The sequence below is a fragment of the Novosphingobium sp. ERN07 genome (assembly GCF_012641335.1).
Taxonomy (GTDB): Bacteria; Pseudomonadota; Alphaproteobacteria; order Sphingomonadales; family Sphingomonadaceae; genus Novosphingobium.
Genome location: NZ_JABAID010000001.1, coordinates 423,382 through 446,651, shown reverse-complemented (window position 1 = coordinate 446,651; position 23,270 = coordinate 423,382). Strand labels below are relative to the sequence as shown.

The window sequence follows — 23,270 nt, the reverse complement described above, 5'->3', positions numbered from 1 at the left end:
GCACCCAAGATAGGGGCGGCAAGCCGAAACCTCAACGGTCGCGTTCAGCCCCCAGCCTGTCCTCGATAGATTCATCGTGGCCGGTGCCGCTCGACAGAAAAACCAGCCCCATCAGCGCCGCCATCAGCATGATCGTCAGCCACACGCCCAGCGCCGTGGCTATGAACAGGTGGATCGAAACCAGCCCGACCTGCCAGTACAGCACTGCCAGCACCACCACGACCACCGCCGTGCTGAACGCCGCCATGCCTTTCAGGATCGCCCGGTAGCGGCCCCATGCAAAGCGTGCGTTTTCGGGATCATCAAGGGGGGATCGGCCAGTCATCGGATTCGGTCCTTTGCGCATCGCATCTGGGGTTTGCAACGGCTTTGACAATGGCCACCAAGATGGCATGATCACTATGGGAGATCAGGCGGCCCGCAAAGACGTCCAAAGGCGCAAGGTCCGCTCAGCAACGGAGGATGCCATGACGATTGCGCAAGTCATTTCAGGCCGCGGTGAAGTGTGGAGCGTCTCTGCCGACGCGCAAGTCTCCGACGCGATAGACATGCTCGCCCGCCACCGCATCGGCGCATTGCCCGTGGAAGACGGCAGCAGCGCCGTCGCCGGGATCTTCTCCGAACGCGACATGATCCGCTGCCTGCACAAGCACGGCGAAGCCGCCCTGCACATGAAAGTGCGCGACATGATGACCGCGCCCGTCGTCACCATCACCCCGCAAACCACGGTGATGGAAGCGCTCGCCCTGATGACTCAACGCCGCTTCCGCCACCTGCCCGTGGTCGAAGGCAACCGCATGGTCGCCTTCGTCTCGATCGGTGACCTCGTAAAGCAACGCCTCGACAAGATCGAAGCCGAAGCCGACGCGATGCGGGTCTATATCCAGCAGGCCTGAGGCACACACACCCTGCAGGCGGTAGGCGCAGGGGTTGGCATTCGGCGTCAGCCGAACGACCTCTCCACCCCGGCGCAAAATCCGCTCGTTGGCCATCCGATTCCACTTGGCCTCGCAAGCTCCCCTTGCCATGATCCGGGTCCAACACCAGGGGAGCTATCGACATGGGCGGTCTACTGGCCCCCGAAAACCTGCCATTCGCCGTCGCACTCGCCCTGCTAGCACTGCTGGTCGTAGTGCAAGTGACGGGCCTTTCCGACTTTCTTGGCGATGCCGATAGTGGCGATGGAGACATCGACGCAGGCTCTGCGCTTGCCAGCGTCACCGGGATTGGCGCACTGCCATTTATCGTGTGGCTGTCGTTCTTCCTCGCTACGTTCGCGCTGGTCGGCCTGTCGCTGCAGCAACTTGTCGCCGCGTTTTTCGGCAGCCCCTTTGGTCCCGGCGCCGCAACCGGCATGGGACTGATTGCCGCATGGCCGGTCAACACCGCGATAACCCGCCTTATTGGTCGCATCTGGCCCCATGACGAAACAACAGCCGTCTCGGTCGATGCACTGGTGGGCAAACGGGGCATCGTGCAGATCGGCAAGGCCATGCGTGGCAATCCCGCGCGTGTCGCTGTGCGTGACATGCACGGCCAGACGCACTTTGTCATGGCCGAACCACATGAAGACAGCGCTACGCTGAGCGAAGGTGCGCAAGTGCTGCTTGTCCGTCGCGAGGGTGAGTTGTTTTACGCAATCGATGCGGACGGCCCGCTTCGGCTCACCTGAATAGACTTCAGATTCACATCACATCTGCTGAAAAGGCGGGAGATATTTCGATGAACCAGCTTGTTCCCATCGGCATCTATGCTGGCACCGGCCTTGCCCTGCTGCTGGTGATCGCCTTCACGCTGACGCGCCTCTACCGTCGCGCCACGAAGGAAGTCGGCTTCGTTCGCACCGGCTTTGGTGGCGAAAAGGTGGTGATCAACGGCGGCGCGCTCGTGCTGCCCGTCCTGCACGAAACGATGCCGGTGAACATGAACACCGTGCGCCTTGCGGTTGAGCGCAAGAACACCGATGCGCTGATCACGCTGGACCGGCTGCGGATCGACGTGAAGGCCGAGTTCTACGTGCGCGTGCGCCCCGATGCCGGTGCCATCGCAATGGCCGCGCAGACGCTGGGGATGCGCACGATGCAACCCGAAGCGCTGAAGGATCTCGTCGAAGGCAAGTTCGTCGATGCCCTGCGCTCGGTCGCGGCGGGCATGACGATGAACCAGCTCCACGAACAGCGCGCCGATTTCGTGCAGAAAGTGCAGCAGGTCTCGTCGAATGATCTGGCGATGAACGGGCTGGAACTCGAATCCGTCTCGCTCACCGGATTGGACCAGACCAGCATCGAACACTTCAACGCCAACAACGCTTTCGACGCCGAAGGTCTTACCAAGCTGACCGAACAGATCGAACTGCGCAAAAAAGCCCGCAACGACATCGAGCAGGACACCCGCGTCCAGATTGAGACCAAGAACCTTGAGGCCGAGCAGCAGTCGCTGAAGATCGCACGCGACAATGAATTTGCCCGGCTCGAACAGGAACGCGAAATCGAGATGCGCCGCGCCGAACAGGCTGCCGAAGTGGCGCGCGAACAGGCCCTGCGCAATCAGGAAGCTGAAGCCGCGCGGATCGAGGCGAAGAAGCTGGTCGACAGCCAGCAGATTCAGGCCGACCGCGCCGTGCAGGAAGCCCGCATCGCACAGCAGCAGGCGCTCGAAATCGCCAAGCAGGAACAGCAGATCGCGATCCAGAACAAGAGCCGCGAGGAAAGCCAGGCCAAGGCCGAGGCCGACGAAGCCCGTGCCAAGGCTGCCGCCGCCGAGGAACAGGTCGTAACCTCGCGCGAAACCGAAGTGGCCGAACGTGGCAAGCGCATCGAACTGATCGAAGCGGCGAAGGCCGCCGAGCGCGACGCCATTCGCGTCAAGGTTGAAGCCGAAGCCGAAAAGGCCGCTGCCGCCAACCGTGCAGAAGCTGTGCGACTTGAAGCAGAAGGCGAAGCCGAAGCCGAAAAACTCCGCGCCGAAGCCGCGCGCGTCCGCTTCGAGGTCGAAGCGGCAGGCCAGCGCGCGATCAACGAAGCCGCCAACCTGCTCTCGTCAGACCAGATTTCGCTGCAAACCAAGATGGCACTGCTGAAAGTCCTGCCCGATCTGGTGCGCGAATCCGCCAAGCCGCTGGAAGCCATCGATTCGATCAAGATCGTGCAGGTCGATGGCCTCACCCGCGCATCGGGCGGTGCGGGCGACGCGACCGCACCCACTACTGGCAACCTCGCCAGCGATGCACTCACCGCCGCGCTGAGCTACCGCGCCCAGGCCCCGATCATCGATGGCTTGATGAAGGAACTGGGCCTTGAAGGCGGCTCGCTCGAAGGATTGGTGAAGGCCGCCCCCACGGTCGAACCGCCCGAATGATCAGCCCAGCCGCGCGGCCACCAGTTCCTTGAGGTCGGCTTCAGGCCGTGCGCCATAGTGCGAGATCACTTCAGCCGCGCAGATCGCGCCCAGCGTCAGGCAGGTGGCCAGCGGCTTGTTCCGGGCATAGCCGAACAGGAAACCGGCGGCGAACAGATCGCCCGCGCCGGTGGTGTCCACCACCTTGGCAATCGACTCTGCAGGCACATGCGCATGTTCGCCATTGCTGATCGCGTGCGCGCCGTTTTCGCTGCGCGTGACCACCACGGTTGACACCTTCGCGGCAAGCTGTTCGATACCGGTCTGGAAATCTTCCACACCGGTCAGCGCCGCCAGTTCGTGTTCGTTGGCAAACAGGATGTCGATCTGGCCATCTTCGATCAGCGCGCGGAAATCATCGCCGTGGCGCGAAATCACGAATGCGTCCGAAAGCGTGAACGCCACCTTGCGCCCGGCATTGCGAGCGGCGGCAATCGCGCGGCGCATGGCCTTACGCGGCTCTTCGGGATCCCACAGATAGCCTTCGAGATAGAGGATCCCCGCAGCTGCGATCTGGCTCTCGTCCAGCGCTTCGGCGGGCAGGAACTGCGATGCGCCCAGAAACGTGTTCATCGTGCGCTGGCCATCGGGCGTCACGAAGATCAGGCAGCGTGCCGTCGGCGGCTCGTCTGCACGCACCACCGTGTCATAGGCAATGCCGCCAGCCCGGATATCATGCGCAAAAACCTCGCCCAGCTGATCGTCCGCCACCTGCCCGATGAACGCGCAACGCCCGCCCAGCGCGGCAAGCCCTGCCAGCGTGTTCGCCGCAGAGCCGCCCGAAATCTCGCGCGCCGGCCCCATCGCGTCATAAAGCTCCTGCGCCCGCGCGGTATCGACCAGCGTCATGCCGCCCTTTGCCAAGCCCAGCGTTTCGATTTCGGCATCTTCACAAGGGGCCATCACGTCGACAATCGCATTGCCGATGGCAATCACGTCATAAAGCGGCTCGGACATGCAGGAATGGCTCCATTTCGGGGTAAGTTGGCAGAGGGACTAGCCGTTTCATTGCAGTGCAGCAAGATAGTGCAGCAAGCGCCGGAACGCTCCGTCGCTGCGCCATGCCGTGCGGAACCACGTTGACCATCATGCGCCGTCGCTGCATCCCCTCGGCGTGACCATGCGCCTTGCTTCAGCCGCCCTCCCGCTCGCCCTGCTGCTCGCTTCCTGCGGCGGCGGTGGAGCCGCGCCTGCGGGCCGGACCACGCAGGTCCGCTCCACGCCCCCGCCCACGCGCAACACCATCCCGCGCACCACGCCCGCACAGCGCCCCACGGCGCAAGTGCAGATGGCACCGGGCCTTGAGGGCGTGATCGGGGCCGATGCCCTCCAGCTTGGCCGCACCTTCGGCACGCCACGGCTTGATGTGATCGAGGATGACGCCCGCAAGATGCAGTGGACCGGCACCGCATGCATTCTCGACGTCTATCTCTACCCGCAATCCGGCAGCAGTAAGCCCACCGCGACCTATGTCGATGCCCGCCGCGGCGATGGCCGCGATGTGGATCGCGCCTCTTGCGTCGCCGCGCTCAAGAAGGGCCAATAACCTTAAGATTCCACAACCGCGCAGCCCGGCGCCACCGGCAGCGCCGTCCAAGGCGCAAACGCCGCCGCCCCTTCGCGCGAGACATCGGCCAGCGTATAACGGTCCAGCACGCCCATAAACGCCGCCAGCGCTTCGGCCAGCACACTGCTCAGCCCACAATCGGCTTTCAGCGCGCACGTTGCGCAGTCCGCCAGCCGCATCCCGCGCTCCAGCTTGCGCACCACATCGCCTACGCCGATATCGCCGGCAGGCCGCGCCAGCGCGATCCCCCCGCTGCGCCCGCGCTGCGATACGGCAAACCCCGCCTGCACCAGCGCCTGCGCCACTTTGGCAACGTGATGATAGCTCAGCCCCTGTTCGGCGGAGAACGCAGGCAGGCTCACCGGTCCGCTCTTGCGCGCCAGCACGATCAGCAGGCGCAGGCCAAAGTCAGTGTGCTGTGTCAGTTGCATTCCAGACCTATCAATTTTCTCCTTGCGAAAATCAAGCAATCCAAATACCGGTATTTTCAATACCAGATTGGAGATCCCTGATGCGCACCGCTTCCGAACACGCCAAAGCCATTGTGAAAACCACCGCCCCCGCCATCGAAAAGCACGGGATCGAGATCACGACCGCGATGTACAAGCGCCTGTTCCAGAGCGAAGATGTGAAAGCGATGTTTGACCAAGCCGCACAGGAAAGCGGCGAACAGCCGCGCCGTCTGGCCGGCGCGATCCTCGCCTATGCCAAGAACATCGACAAGCTTGAGAACCTTGGCCCTGCAGTGACCCGCATGGTCCAGCGCCATGTCGAAACCGGCGTGAAAGCCGAACACTATCCTTATGTGGCCGAAGCCCTGCTGCCAGCAATCCGCGATGTGTTGGGCGCCGATGTGGCTACCGACGAAGTGCTCGGCGCATGGGGCGAAGCCTACTGGATGCTGGCCGATATCCTTGTCGCCGCAGAGGCTGAGGCTTACGCTTTGGCAGATTGACCAACCCCCGAACGGTCATTCTGCACAAGCAAGCCCGCCTGTTCTCGACCCTCCGTCAGGCAGGCGGGCTTCGTCCATCACTCCGCCGCGAAGCTGATTTCCGCATGCGCGCGCAACCGCTGAACCAGCGCCTCTCCCAAAATCGCGCCCGGCGTGCCAATACCTCCCTCTGCCTTGCTTGAAAGCAGCGCAATTCCCGTTTCCGCGATCATCCTGCTGGTCGATCCATAGCCCGGATCGTATCGCCCCTTCACGCCATAGCGGATCACCTGCCCATCGGGCATCTCGCCCACGAACAGCACATCGTAAAAGCCCGTCTCGCGCTCTTCCTTGGAAGGCCCTTCGCCCGGCTGCGGATCGTCTGGGCGGCCGATCATCGGCGTCCTGGCCATATGTTCGGCAATCGCCTTACCCTGATCGCCCGGCCCGGTCAGCACCATCTCGTCATAGACGAAATCGGCGCCCCACAGATGGCCCAGCAAGGCATTGGTGCGGTGCACATTCTTCACGTTGATCGCCGCCATGATGAACGGCGCTTCCCAGCTTCCCAACGCATCGTCGTGTTGTACCACATCGCCTGCAGGCTGCGCTGGCCCTTCAAAACCCGGCGTCAAACAGAACGCGCTCTGCATCAGCGGGATCAGTGAAGGATCGCGCCCCAGCGCCGCGAGCGTCGCCTTAAGGCTGGCCGCCGTGCCGCCCGAAGCGCCGCCTTTCATGCCCCTCACGCGCCCTTTCACGCGCGGGGCTGGGCGGCCAAAGCGCGCCACGGCTTCCTGCTGCAACATCAAAACGCCCAGATCGAACGGGATCGAATCGAACCCACTGGAGAAACAGATACGTGCGCCTGTCCGTGCGGCCTCTTCGCCATATTTATCGATCATCTGGCGCATCCACACCGGCTCGCCGCACAGATCGGCATAGTCGGTCCCTGCCGCCAGACAGGCCGCCAGCAGTGGCTCACCATAAAGCTGATATGGTCCCACCGTGGTCACCACCACGCGCGCCTGCTCGACCATCGCAGCAAGGCTCGCCGGGTCAGAAGCATCGGCCACGATCAAGGGCGTGTTCTTCGGCGCGTCGATCAGCGACCGCACTTCGGCCAGCTTTGCAAGCGAGCGCCCGGCCATCGCCCAGCGCGGCCCTTCCTGCCCATAATGCCGCGCCAGATATTCCGCCACCAGCCGTCCGGTAAACCCCGTCGCCCCATAGACCACGATGTCATAGGGCCGCGCCGACTTGTCCATGATCCTCTCCGCCTGTTTTCGTTATGGCGGCAGCTTGGCAAAATCAGTGTCGATTGCAACCGGATTTAAGCGATGGGTTAAGACAGAAAACGCCCCTCCCGCAAACGGGAAGGGCCGGGGATGGGCCAGTACTACCCGCCCCTCAACCTTCGTCATTCCCGCGGAGGCGGGAATCCAGCACGCAACAGCGCGGACAAAGACAGGGGAGGCCACGTGCCTCCCCTGTCACATCACAGCTTGCGGCCGATCAGCTCCTTCATGATCTCGTTCGTCCCGCCGAAGATGCGCGTCACGCGCGCGCCGCGCCAAGCCCGCGCAATGGCATATTCGTTCATGTAACCCGCGCCGCCGTGAAGCTGCAGGCACTTGTCCATGACCTCCCACTGCAGTTCGGTGTGCCACAGCTTGGCCGCAGCGCCCTCTTCCGGCGTCAGTTCCTTCTTCAGATGCCGCGCAAGTGCCCAGTCAAGATGCGCCCAGCCCACCTGCAGCTTCGCCTTGATATCGGCCAGCGTGAAGCGGGTGTTCTGGAAATCAAGGATCGGCTTGCCGAACGCCTTGCGGTCGCGCGTGAACTCCACCGTATCGTCGAACGCCTTCTGCGCCGAAGCCTGCGCGCCCACGGCAATCGAAAGGCGCTCCTGCGGTAGTTCGCTCATCAGATAGATGAAGCCCTTGCCCTCTTCGCCAAGGCAATTGGTGATCGGCACTCGCACATCTTCAAAGAAAAGTTCGGACGTATCGGCCTCATCCTGCCCGATCTTGTCAAGATTGCGCCCGCGCTTGAAGCCTTCGCGATCCGCCTCGACCAGCACGATCGAAACGCCCTTCCACGCAGGCTGCACGTCGGTATCGGTCTTGCAGCACACCAGAATCAGGTCGGCGTTCTGGCCATTGGTGATATAGGTCTTGGACCCGTTGATCACATAATGGTTGCCGTCCTTCTTCGCGGTGGTGCGCATCCCCTGAAGGTCGGACCCGGTGCCCGGTTCGGTCATGGCGATGGCGGTTACCACCTCACCCGAAACCATCTTGGGCAGCCACTTCTGCTTCTGCTCTTCAGACCCATAAGACACGAGGTAATTGGCAACGATATCCGATTGCAGCGAAAAGCCGGTCGCCACGCGCCCGTAATAGCTGCTCTCTTCGTCCACGATGGCGTTGTAACCAAAGTCAAGCCCCAGCCCGCCGTAATCTTCGGGCACCGTCGGGCACAGCATCCCCAGTTCGCCAGCCTTGGGCCAAATCGCCTTGGGCACGATGCCTGCCTCGCCCCACTTTTCGGCATTGGGCGCGATCTCGTCCTGCAAAAAGCGGCGGACCGTCTGGCGAAAGGCTTCGTGATCTTCGTTATAGGCGGTGCGCGGAATCAGATCGAGGGACATGGAAAATTCTCTCCGGGGTCAGGTTATTTGACCGCAGCCTATGCCTGCGGCCCCCTTCCGGTCAACGAGAATTTAATTGACTGATTAATGCCCATTTGGGCATGATCAAACATGTCATGTGGCCATATTAATGACTTTATATCAAAGCCTTAAAACTCTCCGCCGGTAAGCCGCTGGCAAATCAGATCCAACTGATCAAGGTTCTTGTAACGAATCGTCACAGCACCGCTCGCCGGATCTGCATCGGGCTGGATCGCCACTTTCAGCCCCAGAAAGTCTTCCAGATGCTGCTGGATCGCGGCCAGATCAGCCGCACTCACCGAATCGCGGCCCGCCCGTGCCTGTCGCCGCGTGCCCTCCGGGCGCGTAGCCTTGCGAACCAGCTTTTCGGCATCGCGTACCGAAAGATCCTTGGCCACAACCTCCCGCGCCAGTCCAGCCGGGTCCGGCGCGTTGATCAGCGCGCGGGCGTGGCCCATCGACAGCCCGCCCTGCACCACCATGTTCAGCACTTCTTCGGGGAGACCGAGTAGGCGCATCATGTTGGCCACGTGGCTGCGGGATTTGTCCACGAACTTGGCGATCTCGGCCTGCGTCAGCCCTTCGCTATCAGCAAGTCTTTGATAAGCCTGTGCTTCTTCGACGGGATTCAGGTCTTCGCGCTGCAAGTTCTCGATCAGCGCCAGTGCGGCCACGTCGCGATCATCCAGCTTGCGGACAATGGCGGGAATTTCGTGAACCCGCGCCTTCTGCGCCGCCCGCCAGCGCCGTTCGCCCGCTACAAGCTGGAAGCGGTTGCCACCCAGCGGGCGCACCACCACCGGCTGAATGACCCCGCGTGCCGCAATGGACTGCGCCAGTTCCTCCAGCGCATCCTCATCGAAATGGCGGCGCGGCTGATCGGGGTGCGGCTCAATCGATGCGACCGACAGCAGCGCCAGCCCGCCATCGCGCGCCTCTGCGGCATCAGTGCCAGACACGGAAACCCGCGCAATCGGCTCCTCGCGCCGGACTTCGCCCATCAACGCGCCCAGCCCCCGGCCCAGCCCGGTCCGCCGTGCCGGTGCCTTGACCGCCGTTTCTGCCGCTGCGTCCTCGCCGCTCATGCCGCTTTTCTCCGTTCAGGCAACCGGCCAATCAGCTCGCGCGCCAATTTCATATAGGCCTGCGATCCGGGGCAGGCATGGTCATAGATCAGCGCGGGAAGCCCGTGGCTCGGCGCTTCGGACAGGCGCACGTTGCGCGGGATCACGCTATCGAACACCAGGTCGCGCAGGCACGAACGCACGTCATCAGCCACCTGATCGGTCAGCCGGTTGCGCCGGTCGTACATCGTCAGCACGATACCAAGGATGCCCAGATCGGGATTGAACCGCTCCTGCACGCGCTCGACGGTTTGCAGCAACTGGCTCAATCCTTCGAGCGCAAAAAACTCGCACTGTAGAGGCACCAGAATCGTATCCGCCGCCGTCAGCGCATTGAGCGTCAACAGGCCCAGCGACGGCGGGCAATCGATCAGGCAGATGTCGTGCCCGGTATCACCATTCAGCACTTTGCGCAGTCGATGCGTGCGATCTTCAACACTGACGAGTTCGACTTCGGCACCGGAAAGATCAACCGTGGCGGGTACGATATCGAGCCCCGGAATCCGCGTCGGCACAACGCAGTCCGCCACCGCTGCCTGATCGATCAGCAGATCATACGAAGACCGCTCACGCTCTCCGGCGGAGATGCCGATGCCGGTGGAGCAGTTGCCCTGCGGATCAAGATCGATCAGCAACGACTTCCAGCCAGTAGCGGCAAGCGCGGTGGCGATGTTGATCGCCGTCGTGGTTTTGCCCACGCCGCCTTTCTGGTTTGCGACTGCGATGGTGATCATTTATGGCCTCGTTGACGAAATACATGCGCAGGAGCTGCTTTTTCGCCGAGGAGGCGGCCGGTGATGATGCCGGCGTTCGCATCGGTGAGCGATTGTTCCACGTGGAACAGGTGATTCCATGATTCGGGGAGCATCTGCAATTCTTGCGCTGCCCTTGCCCCTTTCGGCAACAGCCAGAGCGTGTCTGGTGTGGAAAAGCGCGCGGAAAGAGTCACGAGTTTGTCCAACGGCGCAAATGCGCGGGCCGAAATCACGGCGTGTGGACCGGAAGGCAAGTCCTCGACCCGCGAAAGGACGACACGAACATTGGCGAGGCCGAGTGCATCAGCCGCACGCTGCAACCATTCAGTGCGCAAGCGACGCGAATCGACAAGGGTGACGGGGCGGTCCAGCTGAAGCGCCGCAATTGCCAAGCCTGGAAATCCCGCGCCCGTGCCGAGATCGAGCCATTCGCCCGCAGGCAATGTTTCACGTGAAACATGAAGAAGTTGTGCCGAATCAACAATGTGGCGAACCCACACATGCGGCAAAGTGCCACGCGCCACGAGGTTCTGGCGCTCGTTCTCCTCAAGCAGGAGATCGACCAGACGCGACAGCCGATCCATGCCCGATGCGTTGACGCCCAGCTTGTCGCGCAGCCAATCCTGAGCCTCTGTTTCAGTCACTAGAACGCTCATACCGCTACGTCCGAACTGTTGCGGCGGCGCGCATGAACCAGCAGGCTGGCCAGCGCCGCAGGGGTAATCCCGGCTATGCGTCCGGCGGCAGCGAGCGTATCGGGCTGCGCTTTATCCAGACGTTCGACCATTTCACGTGAAAGGCCGGGAACCTCTGCGAAGGGAAAGCCCTCCCCCAGTTGCATCGCGTCGGACGCCCGCAGATCGCGCAATTCGGCATCTTGGCGCACGAGGTAGGGCGCATAAGCGGCGTCTTCCTCCACCTCTTCGGCCAGTTGCGGATCGAAGGCTTCATCGCCCAACCAAGCGCCAAGCGAACCAAGCGTGACTTCAGGGAAGCGCAGCCATTCGTTCAACGGGCGGCGTGTACCATCGGCGCGAACCGGCATTCCCGCACGGTTGAGTTCAGTAGGCGTTGCCTGCTGCGCCAGAGCGCTTTCAAGGCTCTGCCGTTGCGCAAGACGGAATTCGAACCAGCGACGACGCTCTTTCCCGATACAGCCGACCGCAAGGCCAAGCGGCGTTAGCCGCGTGGAGGCATTGTTGGCGCGCAGGCGCAGGCGATATTCGGCACGCGCGGTGAGCATCCGATAGGGTTCGCTGACGCCGTGAAGCGTCAGGTCATCGACCATCACCGCCATGTAGGAATTGGCGCGATCCAGTTCGGGCGCATCGCGACCCAACACCGAGGCAGCGGCATACATGCCAGCGATGAGGCCCTGCGCGGCGGCTTCTTCATATCCGGTGGTGCCGTTGATCTGTCCGGCGCAGTAAAGGCCGGGAATAGCCTTCACTTCGAGGCTGCGGCGCAGCGCACGCGGATCGATGTGATCGTATTCCACGGCATAGCCGGGAACAGTGATTACCGCCTGTTCCAACCCCTCCATCGACCGGATCATCGCCACCTGCACATCGGTGGGAAGCGAGGTGGAAACGCCGTTCGGATAGACGGCGGTATCGTCTAACCCTTCGGGTTCAAGAAAGATTTGATGCCCGTCCCGGTCACCAAAGCGGTGGATCTTGTCCTCGATAGACGGGCAATAGCGCGGGCCTTGCGCCCCAATCGCGCCGGTAAACAGTGGCGAACGATCAAGCCCGCCGCGAATGATATCATGGGTGTGTTCATTGGTGCGGGCGATGGTACAGAACACCTGCGGCAGTGGACGCGATGGCGTGAGCGGCGACATAACCCACGGATCGGCATCGCTTGGCTGTTCGGGCAGCCGCGCCCAATCGATGGTGCGGCCATCGATGCGCGGCGGGGTGCCGGTCTTCAGCCGCGCCATCGGCAGATCGGCAGCGCGCAATTGCTGGGCGAGCCTGTGCGCGGAATCCTCACCAATGCGGCCTCCGTCCATCCGCTCTTCGCCACGGAACAGACGCCCGCCGAGAAACGTGCCGGTGCAGAGCACAACCGCCCTGCCCCGCAGCCGCGTGCCATCGGAAAGATCGATGCCGGCGACAGCGCCCTGTTCCATGTGGAGCGCGGCTGCCTCTCCCCCGATCACCGTGAGGTTAGGTTGCGCGGCAATCATATGCTGGATCGCAGCTTTGAAGCGCTTGCGATCTGCCTGCACGCGCGGCCCCTGCACAGCGCTGCCCTTTGACCGGTTGAGCATCCGGTAGTGGATGGCGCCAGCATCGGCGGCGCGGGCGATCAGTCCGTCAAAGGCATCGACTTCGCGCACGAGGTGGCCTTTGCCTAGGCCGCCGATGGCAGGGTTGCAGCTCATCGCCCCGATGGTTGCAGGATCGAACGAGACTAGCGCGGTGCGCGCGCCCATGCGGGCTGCAACGGCGGCAGCTTCGACGCCGGCGTGTCCGCCGCCGACCACGATGATGTCGAAATGGTGCATCGGTGCGCGATACGCGAGTTGGAGATTGGGGTCAAAGGTTTGAGAGGATGTGTTTCACGTGGAACGTTGTGGTTGGTGCGAGCCACCACCCCCCTCCTCTGAAGAGGAGGGGGCTTGCGTGAGCCCAATAGGCCTTCGTCATTCCCGCGAAGGCGGGAATCCAGCTCGGACGATAAAACTGGATTCCCGCCTTCGCGGGAATGACGAAGTGATAAGCAGATGTTTCACGTGGAACACTACTTGCCAATGCAGAACCTGCCGAAGAGGGTGTCGAGCATGTCTTCGGTGCTGGTGCGTCCGATCAGCGCGTCGAGCGCGCGCCGGGCTAAACGGAGGTTTTCCGCTGCAAGCAAAGGGTCACGTTCGGTAGTGGCCTGATGGAGACTTTGTGCGACTTCGCCAAGCAAAGTGTGCTGGCGCTGGTTGAGTGCTGCCTCTCCGGGGGCGGGGAGCGACTGGCGGGCGTGATCTATCAGCGCCTTGCGCAAGGTTGCCATGCCTTCGCCGGTGCGCGCCGAAAGGTGGAGCGCCGAAGCGGATTTACGGGGAGCGGCAGGATCGTCGGCGCGCGCGGAGACTTCCCATAGCGGGCTGGATTCCCGCCTTCGCGGGAATGACGAAGGGAGAGGGACTGGCGGAGTGAGAGGGACTGGCCCCTCGCCTTCTGGACCAAGCCAGAGAATAAGGTCCGCCTTTTCGGCAGCGGCGCGGGCGCGGGCGATGCCGATGCGTTCGATTTCGCCTGCCCCCTCATCGCGCAGGCCTGCTGTGTCCACGAACAGGAAAGGCACGCCATCGAGCGCGCAGGCGTGAATGAGCACATCGCGTGTGGTACCGGGTTCGGCAGCGGTGATCGCCGCTTCCTGTTCAACCAAGGCGTTGAACAGGGTGGACTTTCCGGCGTTGGGTGGCCCGGCGAGGACGACGCGGAAGCCTTCTTTCAGCGGTTCGGCGCGGGGGCGGTTGAGCCATGCATCAAGGCTTTGGCCGAGCGCAGCGCAATCGGCGGTGAAGCCGATGGGCAAGGTCGACTCCCCTTCCTCAACATCATCCTCATCCGAAAAATCGAGTGCGGCTTCGAGGCGAGCGGACAGTTGCAGCAGGGCCGTGCGCCAGCGTTCGGCTTCACGTGAAAGCGCGCCTTCGGCCATTGCCAGCGCGGCGCGGCGTTGCAGTTCGGTTTCGGCGGAGAGCAGGTCGGCCAAGCCTTCAGCCTCCGCAAGGTCGATCCGGCCATTGGCGAAGGCGCGGCGGGTGAATTCCCCCGGCTGTGCGCGGCGCAGGCCGGGCAGTGTAGCGAGCGCGGATTCGACTGCGGCGACGACTGCGCGACCGCCGTGGAGATGAAGTTCGGCGCTGTCCTCCCCCGTGGCCGTGCCGGGACCAGGTAGCCAGAGGACCATCGTGCGATCAAGATGAGTGCCAGTCTGGGGATCGGCCAGCGTGGCGAGCGTGGCGCGGCGTGGCGCGGGGCGCTTTCCGGCGAGCGCTTCGAGTGCGGGACCAGCTTGGGGGCCGCTGATGCGGATGACGGCGATGCCGGCGGGAGGCTGGCCTGAGGAGAGGGCGAAGATCGTGTCGGTCACGCCCCTCCCCTACACATGTTCAAACGAAACGTCAGTCCTTGGGCTTTTTTGAATTGCTGCCCATCGCCCCCATAGCGCCCTGCTCCATGAAATTCTGGAACAGCTTCAGGCCGATTTCGCCCATTGGGGCGATCTGCTTGGCGAAGGATTGCAACTGGTCGATGTTGCTGGCGCCCTGCATCGCCTTGGCCACGGTATCGACATAAACATCGTTGGCTTTCGATACATCGGGCAGACCAAGGAAGCGGCGGGCTTCTTCGGGGGAGCAATCGACTTCGACGGTAACTTTCATCGGCATTTCCTCACGCTGCGCCCGATCAATGGCGGCAGACTGTCATGTGCGCTTGGCAAAGTCCATTGTCAGGGCCAACATGGTTTTCGACCAACTCCTTTGAAACACAGGATGAATGACAATGGGCGAGAAAGTTACGTTTGCCGCGCTGGATGGCGAAGGTGATATTCCAGGCTATCTGGCGACGCCCGATGGACCGATCCGCGCGGCGATCATCGTGGTGCCGGAGATTTTCGGCGTAAATCCCGGCATTCGCCACAAGTGCGAGGCCTGGGCCGATCAGGGCTATATGGCGCTGGCTCCCGATATCTTCTGGCGGTTTGCCCCCGGCGTGCAGCTTGATCCTGATGTGCCCGATCAGATGCAGGAAGCGTTCGGCTATTTCGGGCAATATGATCCCGACAAGGGCGTGAAGGATATCGAGGCCGCGATTCGGTTTTTGCGCGGGTATGAAGGCATCGACAAGGTGGGACTGGTCGGGTTCTGCCTTGGCGGGCGGATGGCCTATATGGCGGCAACGCGGACCGATATTGACGCTTCGGTGGGATATTACGGGGTAATGATCGACCAGATGCTGGGCGAATCGCACGCCATTGCCAATCCGCTGATGCTGCACATCCCCACTGCCGACCATTTCGTGGGGCCGGAAGCACAGGCAGCGATTCACGAGGCGCTCGACCCCCACCCCAAGGTGACGCTGTTCGATTACGAAGGGCTGGATCACGGCTTTGCCGCCGAGATGGGCAGCCGCCGGGATGAGGACGGCGCAGTCCTGGCCGATCGGCGGACGCGGGACTTTTTTGCGCAAAATCTGGGGTGATTTTGGGGGAGTTGCGCACGATCAAGGCGGGTGCGGCTCCCCTGCCCCACAACGATAACAGGCAACGGGAGAATGGCGATGAAACTGGGTCTGGCAGCTTGGCACCGGTACATGGTGAGCGGCGAGGCGGCGCTGCTTGATGAACTCGTGGCCGATGACGCGGTGTTTCATTCGCCCGTGGTGCACACGCCGCAGGCGGGGCGCGAAAAGGTGCTGATGTATCTGACCGCTGCGGGCCAAGTCTTCGGCAACGGTACGTTCCGCTATGTGCGCGAACTGGTGGACGGGCCGGAAGCGTGCCTTGAGTTCGAATGCGAGATGGACGGGCTGAAGGTCAACGGCATCGACCTGATCCGCTTCGATCTGGAAGGGCGGATCGTGGACTTCAAGGTGATGGTGCGACCGCTGAAGGCGATCAACAAGGTTTGGGAACTGATGGCGGTGCAACTGGAGAACACATGAGAAAGCCCGCAGTTTTCACTGCGGGCTTTTCATAAAGTGTTGATTTTACGGCCAATCAGCCGTCGTAATCGGCACCCAGCGAAGTGTTGCGCACCGGTGCTGCAGCGGTGATGCGCAGGGCTTCGGCCGACTGCGAGAGCGAGCCGATTTCATCAACTTCGTCATCGTCATCCGGCAGGACGCGCTGGAGCGACTGGATCACGTTTTCCTTGAGCACGGCGGGGCGCACGGTTTCTTCCGCGATTTCGCGCAGGGCGACGACGGGGTTCTTGTCACGATCGCGATCAACAGTGAGTTCCGCGCCGCCGGAAATCGCGCGGGCACGCTCTGCCGCGATCAGGACGAGATCGAAACGATTGGGAACCTTGTCGACGCAATCTTCGACGGTAACGCGCGCCATCCGGGCACTCCGATAAACAAAAGGATCTGGAAAGAGCCGCAGCTAGGCCGGGGGTGTGGAAAAGTCAAGGATTGGTATGGACGCGCCGCTTATTCATCATTGCTGTAGGCGGCGCGCATGTCATCAGGCGCGAGGTCGGAGAAGCGGGTGATGCGGGCTTCGAAGCGCATTCGGACCTTGCCGGTGGAGCCGTGGCGCTGTTTGGCGACGATGAGTTCGGCAAGGCCGTAGACGCGCTCCATTTCAGCCTGCCAGGCGGCGTGGGCTTCCTGCACTTTGGGATCGTCGTTACCTTGCGGGACTTTCGGTTCCTTGGCGGCGACGTAATAGTCTTCGCGGAAGACGAACCACACCATGTCGGCGTCCTGTTCGATGGAGCCGGATTCGCGAAGGTCTGACAGCATCGGGCGCTTGTCGTCGCGCTGTTCGACCGCGCGGGAGAGCTGGGAGAGCGCGATCACCGGGACGGCGAGTTCCTTGGCCAGGGTCTTGAGGCCGCGGGAGATTTCGGAGATTTCGTTGACGCGGTTGTCGCTGCGGCCCGACCCTTGGAGGAGCTGGAGGTAGTCGACGATGATCAGGCCGATGTCGTGGCGGCGCTTCAACCGGCGAGCGCGGGCGCGAAGGCTGCCGATGGTGAGCGCGGGGGTATCGTCGATATAGAGCGGCAGTTCGGCAAGGCGCTGGCTCGCGAAGGAGAGCTGCTGGAAATCCTCGCGGCTGATGCGGCCCATGCGCAGGGCTTCGGAACTGATGCCCGACTGTTCGGCAAGGATACGGGTGGCGAGCTGGTCCGCGCTCATTTCCAGACTGAAGAAGGCGACCCCTGCGCCGACCGAATCCTTGAGCGCGATGCCATCGGCCATGTCGCGGCGGAGGCGATCGGCGGCGTTGAAGGCGATGTTGGTGACGAGCGAGGTCTTGCCCATGCCGGGACGCCCGGCGAGGATGATAAGGTCCGAATCGTGGAGACCGCCGATCTTTTCGTTGACCGAGGTGAGGCCGGTGGTCTTGCCCGAAATGTGGCCGCCCGAAAGCAGCGCCTTTTCGATCATTTCGAGCGAGGCGCGGGTGGCTTGCGCAAAGCTTTGCGCCTCGCTTCCGGTCTGCGCGCCTTCGGCCACGGCATAGAGCGCTGCTTCGGCCTTTTCGACCTGTTCGAGCGGGGCGACCGAATCGCTGGTGTCGAGCGCGCCTTCGACGAGGTTGCGGCCCACCGAAATCAGTTCGCGCAGCAGGGCAAGGTCATAGACCTGTTCGGCCAGTTCGCGCGGGTTGAGCAGGCCCTGCCCGTCTGACGTGAGGCGGGCGAGATAGGCGACGCCGCCCAGTTCTTTCAGCCCTTCATCGCTTTCGAAATAGGGCTTGAGCGTGACGGGCGTGACCACCGCCTTGCGATCGATCAGCGCCTGAATGCGTTCGAACACACGACCGTGGACGGCGGCGAAGAAGTGTTCAGGCTTTAGCGGGGTCTGCAGTTCTTCGAGGATGCGATTGTCGATCAGGACCGCGCCGAGAAAGGCCGCTTCCGCTTCAACGTTTGAGGGGAGCGCACGAATCTCGGACGGTTCGCGGGTGAGGATGGCTTCGCTGGCGGACATGGGCGCATAGTGCCCCACCCTGCCCCGCGCGGCAACGGCTGCGGGGTGTGGATAGCGGGGATTGGATAAGAGTTGCCCCCCTACCCCGCCAGCATGATGCGGTTGCGGCCCTCTTCCTTGGCGCGATAGAGTGCTTCGTCTGCCGCTTTCAGCGCATCGCGAGGGTTGGCATAGGCGAAGACATCGGCGATCCCGCCCGAAAACGTGATCTGGCCAATGGGTTCCTCGGTCGAGCGGTTGACGAAATTTCGTGCACCGAAATTTTCGCGCACGGCGTCGAGCTTGTCCCACGCCTCTTGCGGCGTCTTGCCGCGAAACAGCATCACGAATTCCTCGCCGCCCTGCCGCGCAACGTGGCAATTGTCGTTAGTGATGCGGGCGAGCGCTTCACCGATGGCGCGGATCACCCGGTCGCCGGTATCGTGGCCGTGGGTATCGTTAACGCGCTTGAAGTGATCGATATCGCAGAAGGCAACGCAGAGGTTTTCGGCCTCTTGCCGCGCTTCGCGGAAATGCCGGTCGAGCAGGCCTTCGAAGGCGCGGCGATTGGGCAGGCCGGTGAGATGATCGACATCGGCATCGTGGCGCGCCTTTTCGAGTTCCTTGCGCAAGCTTTCCGTTTCAGCCTCGCTGCGCTTCATTTCGGCAGCAAATTCATTGCCACGGGCGATCATTTCCTGCGCTATGCCTTCGAGCGCGGCGACCATCGCCGTGGGATCGGCGGAGTCCGGCACAGCGGAAACCTGCTGCGCGATTTGCGAATTGTAGTTTTCCGCGGCGGCATGGGCCGAGCGCGTGGTCTGGGTGAAGGTTTCCAGCGAGGTTTCGAGCGCGCCGACGATCTTCTTGACGCTTTCCTGCAAACCGTCTGCCGCGCGGTTCTGGTCAAGCCATTCCTGCGTAATCGGCAGGCCTGCGCTGCGGCGATCAACGATCTTGCGGGCCAGTGCGGCATCTTCGCCGGAAAAGGCCGCGTGGGCAGCGAGGAGGTTGTTGGCGGTTACCGCCAAACCGTTGCCGAGCAGGAAATCCGATATGTCCTGCATGAGAATCGCGTGTGCGGCATTGGCCGACGCAGCGCCAGGCACGGCTGTCGGCGTAACGTCGCGCCCGGCGTCGGTATCCTTGCCACTGCCGAAAAGGCGGAAGAAGCGCGATCCGCCCTCAAACTCGATTCCCACCACGAATCTCCCCTGTTGTCCATTCGACGCGATTTACCGGGAGAGGGCTGCGGTGGTCTGGCAAGCGGGATACGTAGATTCACCAGATCAGCCGGGAGATTGGCCCGATCCGGGGCCATTGTCGCCCCTCTTGTGCGATCCGCGCTGCTCTGCAACACAGGGTTTCTGATGGCAGACCCGCGCATCTCTCATATCGAACTGGACGACGCGACGATCATCTGGCGTAACGCCGATATCGAGCAGGAACGGCGCATCGCGATCTTCGATCTGATCGAGGAAAACACCTTCAAACCATTGCGCGCTTTCGAGGCCGGGCACGAAGGCCCCTATCGTTTGCGGCTGTCCGTGGACGATGGACGGCTGATTCTGGCGGTTTCCGGCGAAGATGACAGTCCGCTGGAAACGGTGATTCTGGGGCTGGGCCGGTTCCGCCGCCCGATCCGCGAATACTTTGCGATCTGCGACAGCTATTATCAGGCGATCCGCAAGGCGACCGCGATGGAGATTGAAACCATCGATATGGCGCGGCGCGGGATTCATAACGACGCTGCCGATACGCTGCTGGAACGGCTGGACGGCAAGATCGAAACCGATTTCGCCACGGCCCGGCGGCTCTTTACCCTGATCTGCGTGCTGCATATCAGGGGCTGAAGATCAAAAAATCGGGACGCAGTATTCAACATGGCCAAGACACGCAGCGCAGCGCGCCCGGCGGGCAGGCGCCAAAGCAGTTTACGCCGCCGCCTTCTGGCGGTGCTGCTGCTGGCCGCACTGATCGCAGGCGGATTCGGCTGGTGGAAAGCCCGCACATGGCTGCCCGACCGCAAGGACTATCCGGTGCAGGGCGTGTGGCTGAGCGATGACAACGGCGCGGTAGACTGGCGGCTGTTGCGCGCGGCGGGCGCAGACTTTGCCTATCTGACGGCAAGCGAAGGCACCAGCACGCGCGATATGGCCTTCGCCGATGGCGTGGCGGCGGCGCGGGCGCGCGGAATGCAGGCTGGCGCTGTTCATGTTTACGATCTGTGCGCCCCGGCAGATGCGCAAGCCGCGAATTTCGTGACTCTGGTGCCACGTGACAAGGACATGCTGCCACCTGCCATCCGCATCGACATATCATCGCGCACTTGCCCCGAAGTTCCGGGCGAAGCGCAGATGCAGAGCGAGTTGACTACGTTTCTCAATCAGGTGGAAAAGCACGCCGAAAAGCCGGTGATCCTGATGGTGTCGCGCTCTATCGAAAAGGAATTCCACCTTGCTGCGCGGATCGACCGCAATATCTGGGTGGAGCAGGATTTTATCGAACCGTCCTATGCCGGACGGCCCTGGGTGATGTGGACCGCCAGCAGCCGGTTGCGGCTGAATGCAGCCGCCACGCCCCTGCATTGGGTGGTGGTGCAACAATGAACGATGCCCTGATTGCGCAAAAGCGGGACGATCTGATCGCGGCGGCGCGTGCGGCGATGGACACCGCTTATGCACCCTATTCCGGCTTTCATGTGGGTGCGGCGCTGCTGTTCGATGACGGCGCGATCGTGACCGGCGCGAACTTCGAGAATGCGTCCTATGGTCTGTCGCTCTGTGCAGAGACGGTAGCCTGCGCGAGTGCATCGCAAGCCGGACGGCGTAAGGGGTTGCTGGCGGTGGCGGTGCTGGGCGGCATGGGTGGCGCGGTGGAAGCGGCGATCAGCCCTTGCGGACGCTGCCGGCAGGTGGTGAACGAACTGGCCGCGCTGGGCGGGACCGATCCGCTGGTGCTGTGCGTGGGGGCGGACGAAACCGTGGAAATGCGGTTGTCGGTGCTCTTGCCCAATGCGTTCGGGCCTGCGAATCTGGCATAGAGGTTTCGCGGTGACACATGCCTTGCGGTTGTGCCCACCCCGCTGCGACTAAGGCTTGCTGCGCAAGCCCAAGTCTCGCGGCCCTCCCGCAAGCGGGAGGGCGAAGAAGAGCATTTCAAGGGAGAGCCAGTTGGCCATTCTTTCCGACAAGTGGATCCGCGACAAGGCGCTGAACGAAGGCATGATCGAGCCTTTCGTGGAGAACCAGCGGCGGGACGGCTGCATCAGCTATGGCCTGTCGTCCTACGGCTATGACGCGCGGGTGGCGCCTGAGTTCAAGATCTTTACCAATGTCGATTCTGCCGTGGTCGATCCAAAGAACTTTGACGGGGCGAGCTTGGTGGACCGCCAGACCGACGTTTGCGTGATTCCGCCCAATTCGTTCGCTCTGGCGCGGACGGTGGAGTACTTTCGCGTGCCGCGCGATGTGCTGGTGATCTGCCTTGGCAAGAGCACTTATGCGCGCTGCGGCATCATCGTGAACGTGACGCCGCTGGAGCCGGGCTGGGAAGGGCACGTAACGCTGGAATTTTCCAACACCACGCCCCTGCCCGCCAAGATTTATGCCAACGAAGGCGCGTGCCAGTTCCTGTTCCTGCAGGGCAACGAGCCGTGCGAGGTGAGTTATGCTGACCGTGCGGGCAAATACATGGGCCAGCGTGGGGTGACGCTTCCCCGCCTTTGAAAACCGAACTTGTGAAAAAAGCCCGCCTTCCTTGCGGAGGGCGGGCTTTTTTGAAGTTCGCGCTGCGGCAGATCAGCCGGTGTAGACGCGCTTTTCCTTTACGCGCTTGTCAGGCACGATCTTCGTCCGCTTGTGGATCACGCGACGGCGGGCCGGGACATCGACCCACTTTTCAGTGACCACGGTGGTTTCCACGCAGGGTTTCTGCGGGCCGGTGACGACCGGAACCCACATGTAGCCATAAGGTGCGGGCGGGTAGCCGGGGTAGGCCCCCGGATAAGCGCCGGGTGCGGCACCCTGCGGCGGGAGCGAGGCAAAGTAATCGTCGCATTCGCGGCGCAGGGCCTTGTCTTCGCCCTTGTCGATCATGTTGCCCGCGATAGCACCGACCGCTGCGCCAGCCACGGTGCCGAGCACGCGATTGCCCTTGCCGGCAACGCGATTGCCCACCACGCCGCCGATAACGCCGCCAAGGGCAGTGCCGCCAACATGGCGATCACCATAGACCCTGGCGCAGCGTTCATTCATTTCGCCCCAGCGCGGATCGGGCATGGGATAGCCTTGCTGCGCGACCGGTGGATAGGCTTGCCAGTTCTGGGGGTAGGCCTGTTGCGGCTGCGTCATCACCACGGTGGGGTAGGGCGGGCCAGCCATCGGCGGATAGTAGATCGGCCCGTGCGCCGCGCCGTGGGCATAGGGGACACCCGCGGCGGGGTGATGGTCACCGGCGAGCGCGGGCGATGCAGTAGCGCCGAGGATCAGCGCGGCGATGGAAAGGCGGGCAAACATGCGGATTCCCCCTGTTGGGAATGGTCGTTAACCGCAAACTTACCATCATGAGCCGCTGGAAACCAAGGTTTCGGCAGAGCCAGAGTCCCGCCTGTCCCGAAACGGGCCAGTTCGTTTCAGATATGGGGCGCAATGGCCGTAGCGAGCGCTTCGATCCCGCGTGCATCGGCCTCATCGAAGCGGGCGGGGGAGGGGCTGTCGAGATCGATCACCGCGATTACCGCGCCATCGCGAATCACCGGGACGACAAGTTCCGACCGGCTTGCCGCATCGCAGGCGATATGGCCGGGGAAGGCGTGGACATCGGGCACAAGCTGGGTCGCTCCGGTGGAAGCAGCGGTGCCGCAGACGCCTTTGTCCAAGGGAATGCGGATGCAGGCGGGCTTGCCGATGAACGGGCCGAGCACGAGTTCACCATCCACCATGCGATAGAATCCGGCCCAGTTGAGATCGGGCAGGAATTGCCAGATCAGCGCGGCGAGATTGGCCATGTTGGCGACGGCATCAGGCTCGCTTTCGACAAGCGCGCGGGCGGCGGAGAGGAGGTCTGCGTGAAGATCGGCCTTGGACTGGCCTTCGGTGGGGGCGAACGTGAACATGGCGCGTGGTTTAGCCCACGCAGGGCGATATGTCGCGATGATGTTCGGGCCA

At 62.7% G+C, this 23,270-nt stretch carries 27 protein-coding genes; 11 read left to right on the top strand and 16 right to left on the bottom strand.

The genetic code is table 11. The features are described 5' to 3' along the window. Nucleotides 1-31: 31 nt before the first annotated feature. Nucleotides 32-325 carry a hypothetical protein gene (locus HGI47_RS02265; RefSeq protein WP_168851131.1) on the bottom strand — a complete coding sequence of 98 codons (294 nt, stop codon included), beginning with the start codon at nt 323-325 and terminating at the stop codon, nt 32-34. Between the two features lie 142 nt (nt 326-467). Between HGI47_RS02265 and HGI47_RS02260 the strand changes: the two genes are divergently transcribed. The 3 genes from HGI47_RS02260 (at nt 468) to HGI47_RS02250 (ending at nt 3,357) form a co-directional block, all read left to right on the top strand. Beyond that, nucleotides 468-896 (top strand): CBS domain-containing protein, encoded by a 429-nt coding sequence (locus tag HGI47_RS02260; RefSeq protein ID WP_168851130.1) that lies wholly within the window; start codon nt 468-470, stop codon nt 894-896. Between the two features lie 164 nt (nt 897-1,060). Further along, a complete protein-coding gene (locus HGI47_RS02255) occupies nt 1,061-1,672 on the top strand; it encodes an OB-fold-containig protein (protein WP_168851129.1) in 612 nt (203 codons plus the stop codon). 50 nt (nt 1,673-1,722) lie between these two features. Continuing rightward, nucleotides 1,723-3,357, top strand: a complete 1,635-nt coding sequence (locus HGI47_RS02250) for a flotillin family protein (RefSeq protein WP_168851128.1) — start codon at nt 1,723-1,725, stop codon at nt 3,355-3,357. On the opposite strand, the gene HGI47_RS02245 is transcribed toward HGI47_RS02250, so the two are convergent. After that, on the bottom strand, nt 3,358-4,353 hold the full coding sequence (locus tag HGI47_RS02245; RefSeq protein ID WP_168851127.1) for an adenosine kinase: 996 nt from the start codon (nt 4,351-4,353) through the stop codon (nt 3,358-3,360). A gap of 163 nt (nt 4,354-4,516) precedes the next feature. Between HGI47_RS02245 and HGI47_RS02240 the strand changes: the two genes are divergently transcribed. Further along, complete coding sequence (locus HGI47_RS02240) at nt 4,517-4,942, top strand: hypothetical protein (protein WP_168851341.1); 426 nt, start codon at nt 4,517-4,519, stop codon at nt 4,940-4,942. Nucleotides 4,943-4,944: 2 nt separating this feature from the next. On the opposite strand, the gene HGI47_RS02235 is transcribed toward HGI47_RS02240, so the two are convergent. Then, on the bottom strand, nt 4,945-5,394 hold the full coding sequence (locus HGI47_RS02235) for an Rrf2 family transcriptional regulator (protein ID WP_168851126.1): 450 nt from the start codon (nt 5,392-5,394) through the stop codon (nt 4,945-4,947). An 80-nt stretch (nt 5,395-5,474) separates the two neighbouring features. Between HGI47_RS02235 and HGI47_RS02230 the strand changes: the two genes are divergently transcribed. After that, the gene (locus HGI47_RS02230) at nt 5,475-5,918 is read left to right on the top strand and encodes a globin domain-containing protein (RefSeq protein WP_168851125.1); all 444 of its coding nucleotides are present in this window, start codon (nt 5,475-5,477) and stop codon (nt 5,916-5,918) included. A 77-nt stretch (nt 5,919-5,995) separates the two neighbouring features. Here the strand turns inward: HGI47_RS02230 and HGI47_RS02225 are convergent, their stop codons facing one another. From HGI47_RS02225 to HGI47_RS02190, 8 genes are all read right to left on the bottom strand, one after another. Further along, nucleotides 5,996-7,165, bottom strand: coding sequence for a trans-acting enoyl reductase family protein (locus tag HGI47_RS02225; RefSeq protein WP_168851124.1), 1,170 nt, complete (start codon nt 7,163-7,165; stop codon nt 5,996-5,998). Between the two features lie 230 nt (nt 7,166-7,395). Beyond that, on the bottom strand, nt 7,396-8,550 hold the full coding sequence (locus HGI47_RS02220) for an acyl-CoA dehydrogenase family protein (RefSeq protein ID WP_168851123.1): 1,155 nt from the start codon (nt 8,548-8,550) through the stop codon (nt 7,396-7,398). Between the two features lie 149 nt (nt 8,551-8,699). Then, nucleotides 8,700-9,656: a ParB/RepB/Spo0J family partition protein gene (locus tag HGI47_RS02215; protein ID WP_168851122.1), complete on the bottom strand. Its 957-nt coding sequence runs from the start codon at nt 9,654-9,656 to the stop codon at nt 8,700-8,702. Next, nucleotides 9,653-10,429, bottom strand: coding sequence for a ParA family protein (locus HGI47_RS02210; protein WP_168851121.1), 777 nt, complete (start codon nt 10,427-10,429; stop codon nt 9,653-9,655). The genes HGI47_RS02215 and HGI47_RS02210 overlap by 4 nt, the downstream gene beginning before the upstream one ends. Next, nucleotides 10,426-11,106 carry a 16S rRNA (guanine(527)-N(7))-methyltransferase RsmG gene (gene rsmG, locus HGI47_RS02205; RefSeq protein WP_168851120.1) on the bottom strand — a complete coding sequence of 227 codons (681 nt, stop codon included), beginning with the start codon at nt 11,104-11,106 and terminating at the stop codon, nt 10,426-10,428. Before rsmG ends, HGI47_RS02210 begins: the two co-directional genes overlap by 4 nt. Next, complete coding sequence (mnmG, locus tag HGI47_RS02200; RefSeq protein WP_168851119.1) at nt 11,103-12,962, bottom strand: tRNA uridine-5-carboxymethylaminomethyl(34) synthesis enzyme MnmG; 1,860 nt, start codon at nt 12,960-12,962, stop codon at nt 11,103-11,105. Before mnmG ends, rsmG begins: the two co-directional genes overlap by 4 nt. A gap of 236 nt (nt 12,963-13,198) precedes the next feature. Continuing rightward, on the bottom strand, nt 13,199-14,548 hold the full coding sequence (gene mnmE / locus HGI47_RS02195; RefSeq protein ID WP_168851118.1) for a tRNA uridine-5-carboxymethylaminomethyl(34) synthesis GTPase MnmE: 1,350 nt from the start codon (nt 14,546-14,548) through the stop codon (nt 13,199-13,201). A gap of 31 nt (nt 14,549-14,579) precedes the next feature. Then, entirely contained in the window at nt 14,580-14,840 is a 261-nt protein-coding gene (locus HGI47_RS02190) for a DUF6489 family protein (protein ID WP_168851117.1), read from the bottom strand. Between the two features lie 121 nt (nt 14,841-14,961). Between HGI47_RS02190 and HGI47_RS02185 the strand changes: the two genes are divergently transcribed. Together HGI47_RS02185 and HGI47_RS02180 are read left to right on the top strand one after the other, a co-directional pair. Next, nucleotides 14,962-15,660 (top strand): dienelactone hydrolase family protein, encoded by a 699-nt coding sequence (locus HGI47_RS02185; RefSeq protein ID WP_168851116.1) that lies wholly within the window; start codon nt 14,962-14,964, stop codon nt 15,658-15,660. A gap of 78 nt (nt 15,661-15,738) precedes the next feature. Further along, entirely contained in the window at nt 15,739-16,122 is a 384-nt protein-coding gene (locus HGI47_RS02180) for a nuclear transport factor 2 family protein (RefSeq protein ID WP_168851115.1), read from the top strand. A gap of 55 nt (nt 16,123-16,177) precedes the next feature. Here the strand turns inward: HGI47_RS02180 and rpoZ are convergent, their stop codons facing one another. The 3 genes from rpoZ to HGI47_RS02165 all read right to left on the bottom strand — a co-directional run bounded on the left by rpoZ (nt 16,178) and on the right by HGI47_RS02165 (nt 19,304). After that, complete coding sequence (gene rpoZ / locus HGI47_RS02175; protein WP_168851114.1) at nt 16,178-16,522, bottom strand: DNA-directed RNA polymerase subunit omega; 345 nt, start codon at nt 16,520-16,522, stop codon at nt 16,178-16,180. Nucleotides 16,523-16,611: 89 nt separating this feature from the next. Then, nucleotides 16,612-18,123 carry a replicative DNA helicase gene (locus tag HGI47_RS02170; protein ID WP_168851113.1) on the bottom strand — a complete coding sequence of 504 codons (1,512 nt, stop codon included), beginning with the start codon at nt 18,121-18,123 and terminating at the stop codon, nt 16,612-16,614. 80 nt (nt 18,124-18,203) lie between these two features. Beyond that, nucleotides 18,204-19,304, bottom strand: coding sequence for a GGDEF domain-containing protein (locus tag HGI47_RS02165; RefSeq protein WP_370521597.1), 1,101 nt, complete (start codon nt 19,302-19,304; stop codon nt 18,204-18,206). A gap of 168 nt (nt 19,305-19,472) precedes the next feature. Between HGI47_RS02165 and HGI47_RS02160 the strand changes: the two genes are divergently transcribed. The 4 genes from HGI47_RS02160 to dcd all read left to right on the top strand — a co-directional run bounded on the left by HGI47_RS02160 (nt 19,473) and on the right by dcd (nt 21,830). Continuing rightward, nucleotides 19,473-19,955 carry a UPF0262 family protein gene (locus tag HGI47_RS02160; protein ID WP_168851112.1) on the top strand — a complete coding sequence of 161 codons (483 nt, stop codon included), beginning with the start codon at nt 19,473-19,475 and terminating at the stop codon, nt 19,953-19,955. A 30-nt stretch (nt 19,956-19,985) separates the two neighbouring features. Then, nucleotides 19,986-20,711, top strand: coding sequence for a glycoside hydrolase family 25 protein (locus HGI47_RS02155; protein WP_168851111.1), 726 nt, complete (start codon nt 19,986-19,988; stop codon nt 20,709-20,711). Beyond that, nucleotides 20,708-21,145 carry a cytidine deaminase gene (locus HGI47_RS02150; protein ID WP_168851110.1) on the top strand — a complete coding sequence of 146 codons (438 nt, stop codon included), beginning with the start codon at nt 20,708-20,710 and terminating at the stop codon, nt 21,143-21,145. The genes HGI47_RS02155 and HGI47_RS02150 overlap by 4 nt, the downstream gene beginning before the upstream one ends. Before the next feature lie 130 nt (nt 21,146-21,275). Next, nucleotides 21,276-21,830 carry a dCTP deaminase gene (gene dcd, locus HGI47_RS02145; RefSeq protein WP_168851109.1) on the top strand — a complete coding sequence of 185 codons (555 nt, stop codon included), beginning with the start codon at nt 21,276-21,278 and terminating at the stop codon, nt 21,828-21,830. Nucleotides 21,831-21,902: 72 nt separating this feature from the next. Here the strand turns inward: dcd and HGI47_RS02140 are convergent, their stop codons facing one another. Continuing rightward, the gene (locus HGI47_RS02140) at nt 21,903-22,619 is read right to left on the bottom strand and encodes a glycine zipper 2TM domain-containing protein (protein WP_168851108.1); all 717 of its coding nucleotides are present in this window, start codon (nt 22,617-22,619) and stop codon (nt 21,903-21,905) included. 116 nt (nt 22,620-22,735) lie between these two features. Continuing rightward, nucleotides 22,736-23,218, bottom strand: a complete 483-nt coding sequence (locus tag HGI47_RS02135; RefSeq protein ID WP_168851339.1) for a GAF domain-containing protein — start codon at nt 23,216-23,218, stop codon at nt 22,736-22,738. Nucleotides 23,219-23,270: the final 52 nt, after the last annotated feature.